The organism is Kitasatospora sp. NPDC001119 (genome assembly GCF_053598475.1).
Map to the genome: position 1 here is coordinate 161,902 of NZ_JBSFKI010000012.1, position 17,073 is coordinate 178,974.

At 73.6% G+C, this 17,073-nt stretch carries 12 protein-coding genes and 1 riboswitch; of the genes, 2 read left to right on the forward strand and 10 right to left on the reverse strand.

The window, feature by feature from the left end:
* Position 1: 1 nt before the first annotated feature.
* From ACWDD9_RS17420 to ACWDD9_RS17430, 3 genes are all read right to left on the reverse strand, one after another.
* Positions 2-2,128, reverse strand: a complete 2,127-nt coding sequence (locus ACWDD9_RS17420; protein WP_449811968.1) for a putative cobaltochelatase — start codon at positions 2,126-2,128, stop codon at positions 2-4.
* Positions 2,129-2,228: 100 nt separating this feature from the next.
* On the reverse strand, positions 2,229-3,743 hold the full coding sequence (locus ACWDD9_RS17425) for a cobyric acid synthase (RefSeq protein ID WP_388045939.1): 1,515 nt from the start codon (positions 3,741-3,743) through the stop codon (positions 2,229-2,231).
* Positions 3,740-4,753: a cobalamin biosynthesis protein gene (locus tag ACWDD9_RS17430; RefSeq protein WP_375873284.1), complete on the reverse strand. Its 1,014-nt coding sequence runs from the start codon at positions 4,751-4,753 to the stop codon at positions 3,740-3,742. The genes ACWDD9_RS17425 and ACWDD9_RS17430 overlap by 4 nt, the downstream gene beginning before the upstream one ends.
* A 108-nt stretch (positions 4,754-4,861) precedes the next feature.
* A riboswitch (cobalamin riboswitch) is annotated at positions 4,862-4,992 on the reverse strand.
* Positions 4,993-5,306: 314 nt separating this feature from the next.
* On the opposite strand from ACWDD9_RS17430, the gene ACWDD9_RS17435 reads away from it, so the two are divergent.
* Together ACWDD9_RS17435 and ACWDD9_RS17440 are read left to right on the forward strand one after the other, a co-directional pair.
* Complete coding sequence (locus ACWDD9_RS17435) at positions 5,307-6,413, forward strand: alpha/beta hydrolase family protein (RefSeq protein ID WP_449811969.1); 1,107 nt, start codon at positions 5,307-5,309, stop codon at positions 6,411-6,413.
* Positions 6,414-7,140: 727 nt separating this feature from the next.
* On the forward strand, positions 7,141-8,466 hold the full coding sequence (locus ACWDD9_RS17440) for a hypothetical protein (protein ID WP_074001623.1): 1,326 nt from the start codon (positions 7,141-7,143) through the stop codon (positions 8,464-8,466).
* Between the two features lie 105 nt (positions 8,467-8,571).
* Here ACWDD9_RS17440 and ACWDD9_RS17445 read toward each other — a convergent pair whose 3' ends face one another.
* The 7 genes from ACWDD9_RS17445 to ccrA all read right to left on the reverse strand — a co-directional run bounded on the left by ACWDD9_RS17445 (position 8,572) and on the right by ccrA (position 16,901).
* A complete protein-coding gene (locus ACWDD9_RS17445; RefSeq protein WP_369808332.1) occupies positions 8,572-9,450 on the reverse strand; it encodes a CDP-alcohol phosphatidyltransferase family protein in 879 nt (292 codons plus the stop codon).
* Positions 9,437-10,129 (reverse strand): phosphatidylserine decarboxylase, encoded by a 693-nt coding sequence (locus tag ACWDD9_RS17450; protein ID WP_049655656.1) that lies wholly within the window; start codon positions 10,127-10,129, stop codon positions 9,437-9,439. Before ACWDD9_RS17450 ends, ACWDD9_RS17445 begins: the two co-directional genes overlap by 14 nt.
* 488 nt (positions 10,130-10,617) lie before the next feature.
* A complete protein-coding gene (locus tag ACWDD9_RS17455) occupies positions 10,618-11,820 on the reverse strand; it encodes an acyl-CoA dehydrogenase family protein (protein WP_074001622.1) in 1,203 nt (400 codons plus the stop codon).
* Positions 11,821-12,018: 198 nt separating this feature from the next.
* Positions 12,019-12,522, reverse strand: coding sequence for a MaoC family dehydratase (locus tag ACWDD9_RS17460; protein WP_375873287.1), 504 nt, complete (start codon positions 12,520-12,522; stop codon positions 12,019-12,021).
* Between the two features lie 6 nt (positions 12,523-12,528).
* Positions 12,529-13,491, reverse strand: coding sequence for an HpcH/HpaI aldolase/citrate lyase family protein (locus tag ACWDD9_RS17465; RefSeq protein ID WP_049655662.1), 963 nt, complete (start codon positions 13,489-13,491; stop codon positions 12,529-12,531).
* 42 nt (positions 13,492-13,533) lie between these two features.
* Positions 13,534-15,564 carry a protein meaA gene (locus tag ACWDD9_RS17470; RefSeq protein ID WP_449811970.1) on the reverse strand — a complete coding sequence of 677 codons (2,031 nt, stop codon included), beginning with the start codon at positions 15,562-15,564 and terminating at the stop codon, positions 13,534-13,536.
* On the reverse strand, positions 15,564-16,901 hold the full coding sequence (ccrA, locus tag ACWDD9_RS17475; protein WP_049655667.1) for a crotonyl-CoA carboxylase/reductase: 1,338 nt from the start codon (positions 16,899-16,901) through the stop codon (positions 15,564-15,566). The genes ACWDD9_RS17470 and ccrA overlap by 1 nt, the downstream gene beginning before the upstream one ends.
* Between the last annotated feature and the right edge of the window lie 172 nt (positions 16,902-17,073).

Consider the following 17,073-nt stretch of genomic DNA (forward strand, 5'->3'; position numbering starts at 1 on the left):
CTCAGGCCGCCTTTCGCATCGAAGTGGTCGAACGGTTCGCGGAGCGGTCCGCGGCGCGGTTCTCGCGGACGAGCGAGGCCACGCCCTCGGCGCGCAGCTCGTCCAGGCTGACGGCGGTGCCGCCGAGCAGCCCGGCCAGGGTGCGGGCCAGGCCCAGGCGGACCGGGCCGGACTCGCAGTCCAGCACCACGCTGGCCGTGCCCTGCGCCGCGAACAGCGCGGCCGCGCGGCGCGACTGGGCGAGCGCGTCCCGCCCGCCGGTGGCCCGGCCGTCTGTCACCACGACCAGCAGCGGGCGCCGGCTCGGGTCGCGCAGCCGCTCCACCCGCAGCACCTCATGGGCGCGCAGCAGGCCGGCGGCCAGCGGGGTCCGCCCGCCGGTGGGCAGCGACTCCAGCCGGGCCGCGCCGACCTCCACCGAGGAGGTGGGCGGCAGTGCCAGCTCGGCGCCCGAGCCCCGGAAGGTGATCATGCCGATCTTGTCGCGGCGCTGGTAGGCGTCCATCAGCAGCGACAGCACCGCGCCCTTGACGGCGGTCATCCGCTGCCGGGCGGCCATCGAGCCGGAGGCGTCCACCACGAACAGCACCAGGTTGGACTCCCGTCCCTGGCGCACCTGTTCGCGGAAGTCGTCCTTGTGTACCACCAGCGCCCGCCCGCTGCGCCCGCGCGCGGCCTGGTGCGGAGCGGCGGCCTGGAGGGTCGCGGTCAGGTGCAGCCGGGCGAGCGCGCCCTGCGGGCGGCGGGCGCGGATGGTGTGCCCGCCGGTGGTCTCGGCGGGGGAGCGGCGGCCCTGGGCGCCGTGCCCGGTGCCCTTCACGGTGAACAGCCGCGTCCGGTACGGGTCGCCGGCTGCGACCGGCGCCGACTCCCGTGTAGGGGCCGGGTGTTGGGCCGGTACGGGCGGCTGCGCGGGTGCCTCGGGGCCATCGGAGGCGGGGTCCTCGGGGGAGGGCGCCTCGGGCGCCTCGGGGCCGGCGTCGGACGGCTCGGGCGCGCCGCCGCCGTCGGGGCCGCCCCCGTCCGGGCCGCCCTCCGGCCCGTCGCCGTCGTCGCTGCCGCCACCGTCGCCGTCCGGGCCGGGCCCGTCGTCCTCGGGCTCCGGCTCCTCCTGCTGGGCGTGCTCCTCCAGCGTCCGGTCCAGCTGCTCCTCGTCCAGCCCGGGCGCGTCGAAGGGGTTGCGGCGGCGGCGGTGCGGCAGTGCCAGCTGGGCGGCCTTGCGGACGTCCTCCTCCAGCACCTCGGCGCGCCCGTCCCAGGCGGCCAGCGCGACGGCGGTGCGGGCCATCACGATGTCCGCGCGCAGCCCGTCCACCTCGAACGCGGCGCACACGGCGGTGATCTGACGCAGCGCCACATCGGTCAGCTCGACCTTGGGCAGCAACTCCCGCGCGGCGGTGATGCGTTCGGCGAGCGCCCGCTCCTCCTCGGCGAACCGCGCGGCGAAGCCGGCCGGGTCCGCGTCGTACCCGAGCCGGCGGCGGACCACCTCGGCGCGCTCGGCCGGGTCCCGGGTGGCGGCGATCTCGACGGTCAGGCCGAACCGGTCGAGCAGCTGCGGCCGCAGCTCGCCCTCCTCCGGGTTCATGGTGCCGACCAGCAGGAACCGGGCCGCGTGCCGCACCGACACGCCCTCGCGCTCGACGTACGAGCGGCCCATCGCGGCGGCGTCCAGCAGCAGGTCCACCACGTGGTCCTGGAGCAGGTTCACCTCGTCGATGTAGAGCACGCCGCGGTGCGCCCGGGCGAGCAGTCCGGGCTCGTAGGCCTTGACGCCCTCGGCCAGCGCCCGCTCCAGGTCGAGCGAGCCGACGATCCGGTCCTCGGCCACGCCGACCGGCAACTCCACCAGCTGGGAGGGCCGTTCGGAGGAGGACGGGGAGTCGTGCGGCCCGTCCGGGCACTGCGGGTCGGGCGCGGCCGGGTCGCAGGCGAAGCGGCAGTCGTCCACGGTGGCGATGGACGGCAGCAGGCCGGCCAGCGCGCGCACCATGGTCGACTTCGCGGTGCCCTTCTCGCCGCGCACCAGCACGCCGCCCACGGCCGGGGAGACCGCGTTCAGCAGCAGTCCGAGCCGCAGGTCGGCCATGCCGACGATCGCGGTGAACGGATAGCGGACGTCACTCATGCCGTACCCCAGTCCTGTCGTGCCTGACTCTGTGATCGTGCCCGGCCCTGCCGCCCCGCCCGGTTCGGCGGTCCTGCCCAGCCCTGTGCCCGTGTCCGGCTCATGCGTCACTCCCAGGGGCCCCGGGCGGGAGGAACGGCAGCGATCCGGCCGCCGGCACCCCGCCCTCGATCAGCTTCCACAGCGCGTCGGTGTCCGCGTGCTCCTCGATCAGGTCGCCCAGCCGGTCCAGCCGGGCCTCGCGCGCCGCGGCGAAGGAGGTGTCCGGCGCCGGGACGAACGCCCGGCCGGACAACTCGGCGACCTCGCGCAGGAGTTCGCGGCGGAACCCGTCGTTCTCCAGCGCGCCGTGCCAGGTGGTGCCCCAGACCGGGCCGACCCGGCAGCCGTCCAGGAAGGGGCTGCCCCCCTCCACGGTCACCACCCCGTGGTGGATCTCGTAGCCCTCGACCCGCTGCCCGAACGCCTCGCCGACCGGCCGCGCCAGCACCTTCTCGACGCCGAACCGCACGTGCGTCGGCAGCAGCCCGAGACCGTCGACGGCGCCCGCCTTCGACTCGACCTCGTCCACGATCGAGTGCGCCAGCATCTGGTAGCCGCCGCAGACCCCGAGGACCGGCAGTCCGGCCGCCACCCGCGCCTTCAGGGCCGGCTCCAGGCCGCGCTCGCGCAGCCAGGCGAGGTCCGCGACGGTGGCCCGGGTACCGGGCAGCACCACCAGGTCGGCGTCGGCCAGCTCCTCCGGCCTGGTCGCCCAGCGGACCAGCACGCCCGGCTCCTGCGCGAGCGCGTCCATGTCGGTGAAGTTGGACAGCCGGGGGAAGCGCACCACGGCCACCCGCAGCACGTCCGCGCCGAGCGGCCCGGGCCCGTCCGCCCGGTCCGCCACGGTGGACAGGTCCAGCGAGTCCTCGGCGTCCAGCCAGAGCCCGGGCAGCATCGGCAGCGTGCCCAGCACCGGACGGCCGGTCAGCTCGTGCAGCATCTCCAGCCCGGGCGCCAGCAGCCGCGCGTCGCCGCGGAACTTGTTGACGAACCAGCCCGCCACGTGCCGCTGGTCCTCCGCCGACAGCAGCGCCAGCGTCCCGTACATCGCCGCGAAGACCCCGCCGCGGTCGATGTCCCCGACCACCACCACCGGCAGGGCGGCGGCCGTGGCCAGGCCCATGTTGGCGATGTCGCGGTCGCGCAGGTTGATCTCGGCGGGCGATCCCGCGCCCTCGCAGACCACCACGTCGTAGCGGCCGCGCAGGTCGGCCAGGCACTCCAGGGCGCGCTCCAGCAGGACGGGCTTGCGCTCGCGGTAGTCCAGCGCGCCGACCTCGGCCACCGGCCGGCCGAGCAGCACCACCTGGCTGCGGCCGTCCGCGCCCGGCTTGAGCAGCACCGGGTTCATCGCCGCCTCCGGCTCCACCCGGGCGGCCTGCGCCTGCATCGCCTGGGCGCGGCCGATCTCGGCGCCGTCGGCGGTGACGAAGGAGTTGAGCGACATGTTCTGCGCCTTGAACGGCGCGACCCGCACGCCCTGGCGGGCGAGCCACCGGCAGATCCCGGCCGTCACCACGCTCTTGCCCGCGTCCGAGGTCGTCCCCGCGACCAGCAGTGCGTTGCTCATGCCCGTCCCCTCTTCTTCAGCAGTGCCCGCAGCAGGACGTGCCCCGCGACCGTCGTACCCAGCGCCAGTGCGCCCACCCGCCGGGAGAGCGCGCAGGCCCGCTCGATGTCGTCCACCGTCACCGGCCGCAGCTCCGCGCCCAGGACGGGCCGGTGCTCCACCCGCTCCCCGTACCGCAGCGTGCCGCCCAGTCGGACGCCCACCGCGCCGGCGAACGCCGATTCGGCCTGGCCCGCGTTCGGGCTCGGGTGCGCGGAGCCGTCGCGCCGCCAGACCCGCCAGGCGGTCCGGGGCTCGGGGGCGGCGGCCACCGTCAGCAGCGCCGTCAGCCGGGCGCCCGGCCAGCCCGCCACGTCGTCCAGCCGGGCCGAGGCCCAGCCGAACCGGGCGTAGCGGGGCGAGCGGTGGCCGACCATGGCGTCCAGGGTGTTCACGGCGCGGAAGGCCAGCAGGCCGGGGGTGCCGGCCAGGGCGCCCCAGGTCAGCGCGTTCACCACGGCGTCGGCGGTGTTCTCGGCCACCGACTCGACCACCGCCCGGGCGATCTGCTGCCCGTCCAGCGCGCTCGGGTCCCGCCCGCACAGGTGCGGCAGCCGCTCCCGGGCGGCGGCGAGGTCGCCGGCGGCCAGCGAGCGGCCGATGGTGCGGGCCTCCCGGGTCAGCGAGGTGCCGCCAAGCACCGTCCAGGTCGCGGCCGCCGCCAGCGCCGCCCGGCCCAGCGGGCGCCGGCCCACCGTACGGTCCAGGGCGAACGCGCCCGCCGCGACCGCGCCCACGCACAGCGCGGTGTACCCGGCCCCGGCGGCGCGGTCGTCGCGCCACAGCCGCCGCTCCAGCCGGGTCGCGGCGCTGCCGAAGAAGGCCACCGGGTGGCCCCGGCGGGGGTCGGCGAAGCGGGCGTCGGCGGCGTAGCCCGCGGCGGCGCCGAGTGCGAACACGGCGGCGCGGGCCAGCGGGCGCGAGGCTCGGGTCAGCGGGCGCGGAGCGGGGGAAGGCGCGCGCGGGGTCATCGGCCGCACGGCGGAGGGCAGCTCGGAGTCCGGCCGGGCGGGGCAGCCTGCATCGCGTGCGTGTCCTCACTCAGGGTCCGCGCCCTGGATCGACGTGACGGCGGCGAGAGTCTCCTGGCTTCCGGGTCGAACGCACCCCCGGGGCCTTCCAGCGGCCGTCGACGGCCCGCCGTGGCGATGTTCCGAGCGTGCTCCCCGGTGACAGTGGCGGGACCGCGCCGGACTTCCACCGGCTTCCTCTCCATGCCTCCGTTTGGCCCCAGGATCCCATCACGGGCCCGAACCGGGAGTCAACCGAGGTCACGGAGGGGTTGGTCACACGGGGACGCCGCTGACGCCCGGTCGGATCGCCCGGCGCGGCCCCGCCCCGACCCCCGCCACCGGCACCCCCTGAGTACTGCCCTGAGCGCCCCGGGAGCGCCCGCCGGGTGACCCGGACGGCCCAGCCCGGTGGCCGGTCGGGCGGAGCGCCGGTGAACTGGGGCTCGAACACCGTCCGGTCCGTGAAGAACGTCCGTGAACGACGTCCGTGAACAACAGAGCGGGGAGCGAGATGCGTTGGGGAACCGCCGCCGTCGTGGCGGCCGCCGCGGTGGGGGCCGCCGTGCTGGTGGTCGGCCGCCGGGCCTCCGAGCGGATGGTCCGTCCGGTGACCGCCGTCCAGGAGTCCGGGCCGGTCCAGGTCCGCGCCCTCGCCGCCGGCCGGGTCACCTTCACCCGCGGCCCCGCGAGCCTGCGCCCCGGCCGCTGGGCGGTGGAGTGGGCGGACGGCGGGCACGCGGTCGTCGAGGAGGTGCTGCACGCCGACGAACAGGGCGTCACCCGCCGACTGGTCCGCGCCGACCGGGGCACCCTCGTCCCCGGCACGGAGGTCCGCTTCACCCCGCGGGTCCACCTCGGCGACCCCACCGAGGCGCTCGGCCTGGCCTTCGCCGACACCACCGCCGACGGCGAGCTCGGCGCCCTCCCCGCCTGGCGGCTCGACGGCAAGCGCGGCACCTGGGTGATCCTGGTGCACGGCCCCGGCGACGACCGCCGGCAGACCCTCCCGGTGCTCCCCGTCCTCGACCGGCTCGGCCTGCCCGCCCTCGCCGTCACCTACCGCGGCGACCGGGGCGCCCCCGCCTCCCCGGACGGGCTCAGCCACTTCGGCGAGACCGAGTGGCGCGACATCGAGGCGGCGGTACGGCTGGCGCTCGACAGCGGCGCGGGCAAGGTGATCCTGTACGGCTGGTCCGTCGGCGCGACCATCGTGCTGCAGACCGTGGCCCGCTCCGCCTGGTCGCACGCCGTCCGCGGTCTGATCCTCGACTCGCCCGTGCTCGACCTGCCCGCCTCCGCCCGCCGGGACGCCGCCCGGGCCGGCTTCCAGGGCGTCGCCGCCGAGCTCGGCGCCCTCGCCGCCGAGGGCCGCACCGGGGTCGACCTCGCCGACTTCGGCCGCATCGCCGACGGCACCGACCTGCGGGTGCCGACCCTCCTCCTGCACAGCCCAGGGGACCGGATCGCGCCCTTCGGCGCCGCCGAGAAGCTGGCCGCCGCCCGCCGCGACGTGGTGAGCCTCCAGCCCTTCCCCGGCGCCGACCACGCCACCCTCTGGAACACCGCCCCCGACCGCTACACCGAACTCCTCCGCCGCTGGCTCACCCCGCTGCTCTAGGACCTGTCTTCGGACTCCCGTCGTTCGCCCCGCAGAGGCGAGTCCGAAGACCGGCCCTGGCCCCTCAACCACCCCCCCTGTGCGCGAGGGCGTTTTCGGCTGGTCCCCGCCGCTTTTCCCGGCGCGATTCCCCCCGTCCGAGAATGAACGTTCCTCCCATTCCTCCGGGCCCGCGTGAAAAGTCGGCCCGGCCGACTTCCGGTGCGGCTCGATCCCGATCACCCCGCCCGCCATCCGTCCGGATTCGGGCTGGACAGTCCTGCCGGGCGTCGCCGGGCCGAAACGCCCCCGTACGGGCCCCTCGGCTGTCAGGAGCAATATTTGGCCCGACCCCTTACCCCCCACCCGTACGCACGGTGACCGCCCGAGCATTCCCGGCAACCGGGCCGCCCCCCGTGGCATGGGCAGGTCACACGTTTCCGGCCAGGCGGTTTGCCGTTGTTGCCCGATCTTGCGGAGGTGCCACCGGCGGTCGCCCGGTCGTACGGACAACCGGATGTGACAGAAGGCCGGTACAAGGGGAAGACTGCTCGACGTGACGTCTCGGAACCCGCGCGACCGTGATGCCCCGCTCCCGCCGACGATCGGTACCGGTGCGACGGTGACCCGTCTCCCCGGAACGGCCCAACGGCCCGCCGGTGGCAGGCCGGGCGGGGCGGGAGTCCCCCGTAACGCAGTACCCCGGCGACGAGGGCCCGCTCCGGCTCCCGGGCGGGGCAGGGTTCCCGTGCCGGAGGGCTTTCCGGCACCCTCCGAGCTGGCGCCGCTGGCCCGCCGGATGCTGGTGGACGCCGTCCGGGTCGCCCGCTGGGCCGGTGAGCTGGCCGAGGTCGACAAGCGCGGCGAGCTGCTCCCGGACGACGCCCGCGCGGCGGGCCGGGCCCTGGCCATGACGGTCGGTGCCGCCGCCAAGGCGTGGGGGCAGGCGCTGCTGGTGGGCCTGGTGGAGGCCCGGGACGGCGGAGCCGGCCCCGGCTGGCGCCTGCACGCCTGGGAGCACGACGACGAGGCCGTGGTGCGCGGCTGGTCGGCGCTGTTCGACGCCTGGACCCTGCTCGCCCCGGTGCCGCCCGCGGCGCTGCGCGGCGTCTTCGCCGTCCTGGCCGGGCAGGCCGTGGACCAGGCCCCGCAGCTGCTCTCCTTCCTGCACCTGGTGGACGGCCCGGTCGCCGAGAGCGAGCTGCTGGAGCTGCTGCGCCGCGGCCTGGACGAGCGCCGGGTCGGCACCGGCCTCGGCGGACCCGGCCTGTCGCCGGTGCCGCACGCGGCCTCGGCCGTCTCCGCCGTCCGCGGCACCTGCCGTGCGCCGCAGATCGACACCCCGGCCGCGCCCTCGGACGTGGCCGCCGTCCTGGACTGGATGCTGGACGGCCTGGCGGCCGTCGGCGCCCTGGTGCGCAGGAACGACGCCGCGGAGCTGTCGCCGCTCGGCCACTGGGCGGTGCGGGCGAAGCTGGAGGAGATCTGCACGGTCGCGCAGACCGCGGCCGGGCACATCGAGCAGAGCGCCTTCGAGCTGCTGAACGCCTGTGCGGACTACTCGCCGGGCCCGGCCCGCGCCGAGTTCCGGGCCTGGGTCGCGGCCCGTCCGGCCGACCGGGCGGTGGGCGAGCTGCTGGACGCCGCCCAGGGCGACGACGCGCTGGTGCGCGGGCTGGCCTTCGAGGCGCTGCGGGTGGCCGGCGGACCGGCCGAGCAGGCGGTGCGCGCGGCGGTGGACGAGCCGGTGCTGCGCCCGTACGCGCTGCTGTGGCTGGCGGAGCGCGCGGACGAGGGCGTCGCCCCGGCGGACGTGCTGGGCGCGGAGGACGCGGCCTGGCTCTGGGTGGACACCGCGGCCGCGGTGCTCGACCACGGCGAGACCGAGCTGCTGGTGGGCCACGTCGAGGGCGCCGCGGCGGGCGACCCGGTCCGGCTGTTCGCCCGGGCCCGGCAGTCCGGCCACCCGCGGGCGGCCTCGGTGCTGACGGCGGTCTCGAGCGTGCACCCGGACCCGGGCGTGGCCCGGGCGGCCCGCCGCTCGGCGTTCAGCGTGCACACCGGCGGCGCCTGAGCCGCACGGGCGCACGGGAACACGGGCGCACAGGAAGACGGGAACACGGGAAGGGCCCGGAACCACCAGGTTCCGGGCCCTTCCCCATGTCGGTCGTGGGACGGCTCAGCCGAGCCGCGACTCCGCCCGCCGGGCGCGGACGTCGCCGACCTTCTGCCCCACCTTGCGGCGGATGACCAGCAGCGGCGCCATCGCGGCGAGCGTGATCTGGGCGAACGCGCCGACGTGCATCAGGCTGTCGCCGCCGGGCAGCCCGGTCGCCCAGGCGGCCAGGCAGCCGATCGCGACGACGACCCAGCAGAGCGTGGCGGTGGCCAGCAGCCCCTGCGGCTTCGGGTACTCGATCCGGCTGACCATCAGGTACGCGGCGCCGAAGATGGCGAGCAGACCGGGCAGGAACGGCGGGTCGAGCAGCACGATGGCGATCACCGTCATCGCGCCCATCGGGCAGGGCATGCCCTGGAACACCCCGGGCCGCATCTTGACGGCCGAGAAGCGGGCCAGCCGCAGGACCACCGCGAGCAGTACGGTCAGCGCGATCAGCGCCGACAGCTTGCTGTTGGAACCCGGGGAGACCATGCCCCAGACCGCGACGAAGTAGGCCGGCGCGATGCCGAAGCTGATCAGGTCCGCGAGGTTGTCCAGTTCCGCTCCGAGGGCGGAGGAGCGCAGCTTGCGCGCCACCAGCCCGTCGAAGAGGTCGCACATCGAGCCGATCAGCAGCAGCGTGACCGCGGTGGCGGCGCTGTGCCGGTCCGGAGCGGCGTCCGGGTTGGTGATGTGCGGGACCAGGACCCCGGTGGTGATCGAGTAGATCGCCAGGAAGCCGCAGACGGCGTTCCCCAGGGTCAGGAAGTCGGCCGTGGACAGGTGCTGGGGAGAGCGCGGGGCACGCAGCTCGCGGTCCCGTGCCCAGCGGCGGCGGCGCAGGGCCGTCTCCTCGTCGTCCAGGCCGACGATTGTCTCAGGATCAGTCACGGTCAAGGCGCGTCACCCCGGCTGTGGTCTTCTGGCCGACCTCGACGCCGACCTCGACGCCGGCCGGCAGGTAGGTGTCGACGCGGGACCCGAACCGGATCAGACCGATCCGGTCGCCCTGCTCGACCTTGGTTCCGGCGTCCACGTACGGCACGATGCGGCGGGCCACGGCCCCCGCGATCTGGACCATCTCGATGTCGCCGAGCTCGGTGTCGAAGTGCCAGACGACCCGCTCGTTCTGGTCGCTGTCCTTGTTGAACGCGGGGACGAAGCCGCCCGCGACGTGCTCGACCGACGTCACGGTGCCCGGCAGGGGCGCGCGGTTGACGTGGACGTTCAGCGGGCTCATGAAGATCGCGACCCGGGTGCGGCCGTCCGGCCAGGCGTCGATGCTCTGCACCACGCCGTCGGCGGGGGAGATCACTCTGCCCGTGCCGATCTCACGCTCGGGGTCGCGGAAGAACCACAGCATGCCCGCGCCGAGGGCACAGGCGGGTACCGCAGCCAGGGCCCACTTGCCGCTGCGCCGGGTGAGGGCGGTGGTCACGGCGGCCGTGGCGAGGGTGGGGACGAACCAGGGGGTGGCTCCGCGCGCGATGGTCACGCGGGGTCGCCGACCGGCCGTCGGGGCTGCGAGGGCATCGCGGTCCGTGACGGAGGTGTGAGGGGACGGGCTGATGGGCATCGAAGACCTTTGTCGCGGGGGATCATGGCCGCTGGACGGGGGCCACCGCGGAATCGGTAATAGAGGGACGGCTTGCTGTCCCGGTGGATGCTATCGGGAGCAGACGGTGGGTGGGCAACCCGCCTGCTCGTTCACGTGTCCGGTGGCGGCGCGTGTGCGCGTCCACTCCTACGACCGTAGCTCGGCCCGGTCCGGTTCCCAAGGGACCCGACAGGGCTGGTGACTCTTGTCTCAACGGGTGCGCGGACGGAACCCGGCGGACGAAACGGCCGTAGCGGCCGGAAGCGGGTGTGCGGAAGCGGCCGCAGGGCGCGTCGTTGCAGCTGTACGCCCTGCGGCCGCTTCCGGCGGGCCGTGCCGGACCCAGGCGGACCAGGCCGGGCCCGTGACGGGGCACGGCCCCGCGCCGGGACGGGCCCGCACGCCCGTCGACCGGCGGTTCGAGGGGGCCGCCCGGCGACGGGGTGCGTCGGCGGGCGGCCCGGGGGTCAGTCGGCGATCCGGTACTCCTCGAGGAGCCGGCGCCCGACGATCATCTTCTGGATCTCCGCAGTACCTTCACCGATGAGCAGCATCGGGGCCTCGCGGTAGAGGCGCTCGATCTCGTACTCCTTCGAGAAGCCGTAGCCGCCGTGGATGCGGAAGGCGTCCTCGACGACCTCCTTGCAGTACTCGGAGGCGAGGTACTTGGCCATGCCGGCCTCGAGGTCGTTGCGCTCGCCGCCGTCCTTCTTGCGGGCGGCCATGACCATCATCTGGTGGGCGGCCTCGACCTTGGTGGCCATCTCGGCGAGCTTGAACTGGATCGCCTGGTGCTCGGCGATCTTCTTGCCGAAGGTGGAGCGCTGCTGGGCGTAGGCGATGCCGAGCTCGAAGGCGCGGCGGGCGACGCCGCAGCCGCGGGCGGCGACGTTGACGCGGCCGACCTCGACGCCGTCCATCATCTGGTAGAAGCCGCGGCCCGGGACGCCGCCGAGGACGCGGTTCGCCGGGACGCGGACGTCCTGGAGGACCAGCTCGGTGGTGTCGACGCCCTTGTAGCCCATCTTCTCGATCTTGCCGGGCACGGTCAGGCCGGGAACCGAGGGGTTCGGGCCGAAACCGGCCTCCTTCTCGATCAGGAAGGTGGTCATGTTCTTGTACGGGCTGCTGCCGCCCTCGTCGGTCTTGCAGAGGACCGCGACCAGGGTGGAGGTGCCGCCGTTGGTGAGCCACATCTTCTGGCCGTTGAGGACGTAGAACTCGCCGTCCTTGACGCCCTTGGTGGAGATGGCCGAAACGTCGGAGCCGAGGCCCGGCTCGGACATCGAGAAGGCGCCGCGGATCTCGCCGGCCGCCATCCTCGGCAGGAAGTGGTCCTTCTGCTCCTGGGTGCCGTGGGCGTTGATCATGTGCGCCACGATGAAGTGGGTGTTCACGATGCCGGAGACCGACATCCAGCCGCGGGCGATCTCCTCGACCACCAGGGCGTAGGTGAGCAGCGACTCGCCGAGGCCGCCGTACTCCTCGGGGATGGTGAGGCCGAACAGGCCGAGCTGCTTCATCCCCTCGACGATGGCGGTCGGGTACTCGTCCTTGTGCTCCAGCTCGGTCGCGACCGGAATGATCTCCTTGTCGACGAAATCCCGCACGGTGGCGAGGATGTCCCGCTGGATCTCGGTGAGGCCGTCGGTCTGTGCGAGGCGTCCCATCGTGCGGCTCCGAAAGGTCTGAGGGTCTGCGGAAAAGTCGCGGAATCCCGGGGGGGGGGATTGCGGGGGCCCTGCCGGCGTGGCTGCGGCAGCAGGGCCCCCGGGCCGGGTGGGGCGCGGCCGATGACGGCGGCCTGCCCGTCCGGGGTCTCTCGAGGGGCCCGCGGTGAAAAGCGGGCCCCTATAGAGGGGAGGGGCTCAGGAGAGCGGGGTCGGGCGGCCGGGCTGCTCGCCGCCGCGCTCCTCGGTGTACGTCGCGGTCGGCACCATCACCTTGCGGCGGAAGACGCAGACGACCGTGCCGTCCTGCTTGTACCCCTTGGTCTCGACGTACACGATGCCGCGGTCGTCCTTGGACTTGGACGGCCACTTGTCGAGCACGGTGGTCTCGCCGTAGATCGTGTCGCCGTGGAAGGTCGGCGCGACGTGGCGCAGCGACTCGATCTCCAGGTTGGCGATCGCCTTGCCGGAGACGTCCGGGACGGACATGCCGAGCAGCAGCGAGTAGACGTAGTTGCCCACCACGACGTTCCTGCCGAAGTCGGTCGTCTTCCCGGCGTAGTTGGTGTCCAGGTGGAGCGGGTGGTGGTTCATGGTGAGCAGGCAGAAGAGGTGGTCGTCGTACTCGGTGACCGTCTTGCCGGGCCAGTGCTTGTAGACCGCGCCGACCTCGAACTCCTCGTAGGTGCGTCCGAACTGCATGGCTGCTCAGGCCTCCGGGATCTCGAACTTGGTGGTGCGCTGCAGGCCCGCGGCCCGGCCCTTGCCGGCGACGACCAGCGCCATCTTGCGGCTGGCCTCGTCGATCATCTCGTCGCCGAGCATCGCGGAGCCCTTGGCGCCGCCCGCCTCGGAGGTGCAGTAGTCGTACGCGTCGAGGATCAGCTCGGCGTGGTCGTAGTCCTCCTGCGAGGGCGAGTAGATCTCGTTCGCGGCGGCGACCTGGTCCGGGTGGAGCACCCACTTGCCGTCGAAGCCGAGGGCGGCCGAGCGGCGGGCGACCTCGCGGTAGCCCTCCTGGTTGCGGATCTGGAGGTAGGGGCCGTCGATCGCCTGGAGGTCGTTGGCGCGGGCGGCCATCAGGATGCGCATCAGGATGTAGTGGTAGGCGTCGGCGCCGTAGCCGGGCGGCTGCTCGCCGACCACCAGCGACTTCATGTTGATGGAGGCCATGAAGTCGGCGGGGCCGAAGATGATGGTCTCCAGCCGGGGCGAGGCCTCGGCGATGGCGTCGACGTTGATCAGGCCCTTGGCGTTCTCGATCTGCGCCTCGATGCCGATCCGGCCGACCTCGAAGCCCATGGTCTTCTCGATCTGGGTGAGCAGCAGGTCGAGCGCCTTGACCTGCTCGGCGTCCTGCACCTTCGGCAGCATGATGCAGTCGAGGTTGGGGCCGGCGCCCTCGACCACGGTGATCACGTCGCGGTAGGTCCAGTGGGTGGTCCAGTCGTTGACGCGCACGACGCGGGTCTTGCCGCCCCAGTCGCCGTTGTTGAGGGCGTCGACGATGTTGTGGCGGGCGCTCTCCTTGACCAGCGGGGCGCAGGCGTCCTCCAGGTCGAGGAAGACCTGGTCGGCCGGCAGGCCCTGGGCCTTCTCCAGGAAGCGCGGGTTGCTGCCCGGTACGGCGAGGCAGGAGCGGCGCGGGCGCAGTCGGTTGACAGCAGTCATCAGAATCGAGGGTTCCTTCCCAGTGGTCAGCTGGTCAGCTGGTCAGTTCGTGGCCGCGGTCGGTGCGGACGTCCACGGCTGGAGCTTGTTGGCCAGCCGGATCTCGTCCACGATCCGGCCGATGATGGTGGTGATGCCGAAGTCCTTCGGGGTGAACACGGCGGCGACGCCGGCGGCCTTGAGGGCCTCGCCGTCCGCTGCCGGGATGATGCCACCCACGATCACCGGGACATCCTCCACCCCGGCGCGGCGCAGCCGCTTCAGGACGTCGGGCACCAGCTCGCTGTGCGCGCCGGAGAGGATGGACAGGCCCACGCAGTGGACGTCCTCCGCGACGGCGGCGGAGACGATCTGCTCCGGGGTCAGCCGGATGCCCTGGTAGACCACCTCGAACCCGGCGTCGCGGGCCCGGACGGCGATCTGCTCGGCGCCGTTGGAGTGCCCGTCCAGGCCGGGCTTGCCGACCAGCAGGCGCAGCTTGCCGGCGCCCAGCTCCGCGGCGGTCGCGGCGACCGCGGCGCGGACCTGCTCCAGCTCGCCGCCGGGCTCGGCGGCCACCGCGACGGGGGCGCCGCCGACGCCGGTGGGCGCCCGGTACTCGCCGAAGACCTCGCGCAGGGCGAAGGCCCACTCGCCGGTGGTGACGCCGGCCCGGGCGCAGGCGAGCGTGGCCGGCATCAGGTTGGCCTCGGTGGCGGCGACGGCCTTGAGCTCGGCCAGCGACGACTGGACGGCGGCCTCGTCGCGCTCGGCGCGCCAGGCCTCCAGGGCGGCGAGCACGGACTGCTCGGAGGCCGGGTCGACGACCATGATCGCGGTGTCGAGGTCGGCGGTGAGCGGGCTCGGCTCGGTGGTGTCGAAGCAGTTGACCCCGATGATCTTGTCCTCGCCGGACTCGATCCGGGCCCGGCGGGCGGCGTGCGAGGCGACCAGGTTGGACTTCAGGTAGCCGGACTCGACGGCCGGGATCACCCCGCCCATCTCCAGCACCTTGGCGATCTCCGCCTCGGCGCCGGCCAGCAGCTCCTCGGTCTTGGCCTCGATCACCTGGGAGCCGTTGAAGATGTCGCCGTACTCCAGCAGGTCCGACTCGTACGCCAGCACCTGCTGGATGCGCAGCGACCACTGCTGGTCCCAGGGCCGGGGCAGGCCGAGCGCCTCGTTCCAGGCGGGCAGCTGGACGGCCCGCGCCCGGGCGTCCTTGGAGAGGGTGACGGCCAGCATCTCCAGGACGATCCGCTGGACGTTGTTCTCCGGCTGGGCCTCGGTCAGGCCGAGCGAGTTGACCTGGACGCCGTAGCGGAAGCGGCGCTGCTTGGGGTCGGTGACGCCGTAGCGCTCCAGGGTGACCTTCTCCCACAGCCGGGCGAAGGCGCGCATCTTGCACATCTCCTCGACGAAGCGCACGCCGGCGTTCACGAAGAAGGAGATCCGGGCGACCACCTCGCCCATCCGCTCGGCCGGCACCTGGCCGGAGTCGCGCACGGCGTCGAGCACCGAGATGGCGGTGCACATCGCGTAGGCGATCTCCTGGACGGGCGTCGCCCCGGCCTCCTGCAGGTGGTAGCTGCAGATGTTGATCGGGTTCCACTTGGGGATGCTGCCGACCGTGTAGGCGATCATGTCGGTGATCAGCCGCACCGACGGGCCGGGCGGGAAGACGTGCGTCCCGCGCGACAGGTACTCCTTGACGATGTCGTTCTGGGTGGTGCCGGTGAGCGCGGCGATGTCCGCGCCCTGCTCCTCGGCGACCACCTGGTAGAGCGCCAGCAGCCACATCGCGGTGGCGTTGATCGTCATGGAGGTGTTGGTCCGTTCGAGCGGGATGCCGTCGAACAGGGTGCGCATGTCGCCGACGTGCCCGACCGGGACGCCGACCCGGCCGACCTCGCCGCGGGCGAGGACGTGGTCGGAGTCGTAGCCGGTCTGGGTCGGCAGGTCGAAGGCGACGGACAGGCCGGTCTGGCCCTTCGCCAGGTTCCGCCGGTAGAGCGCGTTGGAGTCGCTCGCGGTGGAGTGGCCGGCGTAGGTGCGCATCAGCCAGGGGCGGTCGCGCTTCTGGGGCTCGGTCATCAGATGTTCCTGAAACGGTTGATGGCGTCGAGGTGCTTGGCGCGGAACTCCGCGTCGTGCACGCCCAGGCCCTCCTCGGGGGCCAGGCAGAGCACGCCGACCTTGCCCTGGTGCCTGTTGTGGTGCACGTCCAGGGCGGCCTGGCCGGTCTCCTCCAGGGAGTAGACCTTGGAGAGGGTCGGGTGGATCTTCCCCTTGGCGATCAGGCGGTTGGCCTCGAAGGCCTCGCGGTAGTTGGCGAAGTGCGAGCCGACGATCCGCTTGAGCGACATCCACAGGTACCGGTTGTCGTACTGGTGCATGTAGCCGGAGGTGGAGGCGCAGGTGACGATGGTGCCGCCCTTGCGGGTGACGTACACCGAGGCGCCGAAGGTCTCCCGGCCCGGGTGCTCGAAGACGATGTCCACGTCCTCGCCGCCGGTGAACTCGCGGATCTTCGCGCCGAGGCGCTTCCACTCGCGCGGGTCCTGGTTGTTCTCGTCCTTCCAGAACCGGTAGCCCTCGGCGGAGCGGTCGATGATCGCCTCGGCGCCCATGGCGCGGCAGATCTCGGCCTTCTGGTCGCTGGAGACCACGCAGATCGGGGTGGCGCCGCCGGCCAGCGCGTACTGGGTGGCGTACGAGCCGAGGCCGCCGCTGGCGCCCCAGATCAGCACGTTGTCGCCCTGCTTCATGCCGGCGCCGTTGCGCGAGACCAGCTGGCGGTACGCGGTGGAGTTGACCAGGCCGGGGGAGGCGGCCTCCTCCCAGGTGAGGTGCCGGGGCTTGGGCAGCAGCTGGTTGGTCTTCACCAGGGCCAGCTGCGCCAGGCCGCCGAAGTTGGTCTCGAAGCCCCAGATGCGCTGCTCCGGGTCCATCATCGTGTCGTTGTGGCCGTCCGCGGACTCCAACTCGACCGAGAGGCAGTGCGCGACGACCTCGTCGCCGGGCTTCCAGGCGTTGACCCCGGCGCCGGTGCGCAGCACCACGCCGGCCAGGTCGGAGCCGACCACGTGGTACGGCAGGTCGTGGCGCTTGGTCAGCGGCGACAGCCGGCCGTACCGCTCCAGGAAGCCGAAGGTGGAGACCGGCTCGAAGATCGAGCTCCAGACGGTGTTGTAGTTCACCGCGCTGGCCATGACGGCGACCAGGGCCTCGCCCGGGCCCAGCTCGGGCAGGGCGACCTCGTCGAGGTGAAGGGACTTGCGGGGGTCCTTGTCGCGGCTGGCGAGGCCCGCGAACATCTGCTCGTCGTCCTTGTGGAGCGTCACCGCCCGGTAGGACTCGGGGAGCTTGATCGCCGCGAAGTCCGCCGACGTGCTGTCGGTGCTGAGGATCGCGTCGAGGATTTCCTGCATGGCTGCCTCCGAAGGCGTACCTGTGCGAGGGTCACAGGGCGTCTGGGGGAGCCGGGAGCGGACACCGGCTTCGCTGAGGTGGGTGGTGGGCGGGTCAGACGGGGCACCCGGGGTGGACCGGGCCGTTCTGGCTCTCTGCTCCCGGGGTGTGGGAACGCCGGACGACGGCGCG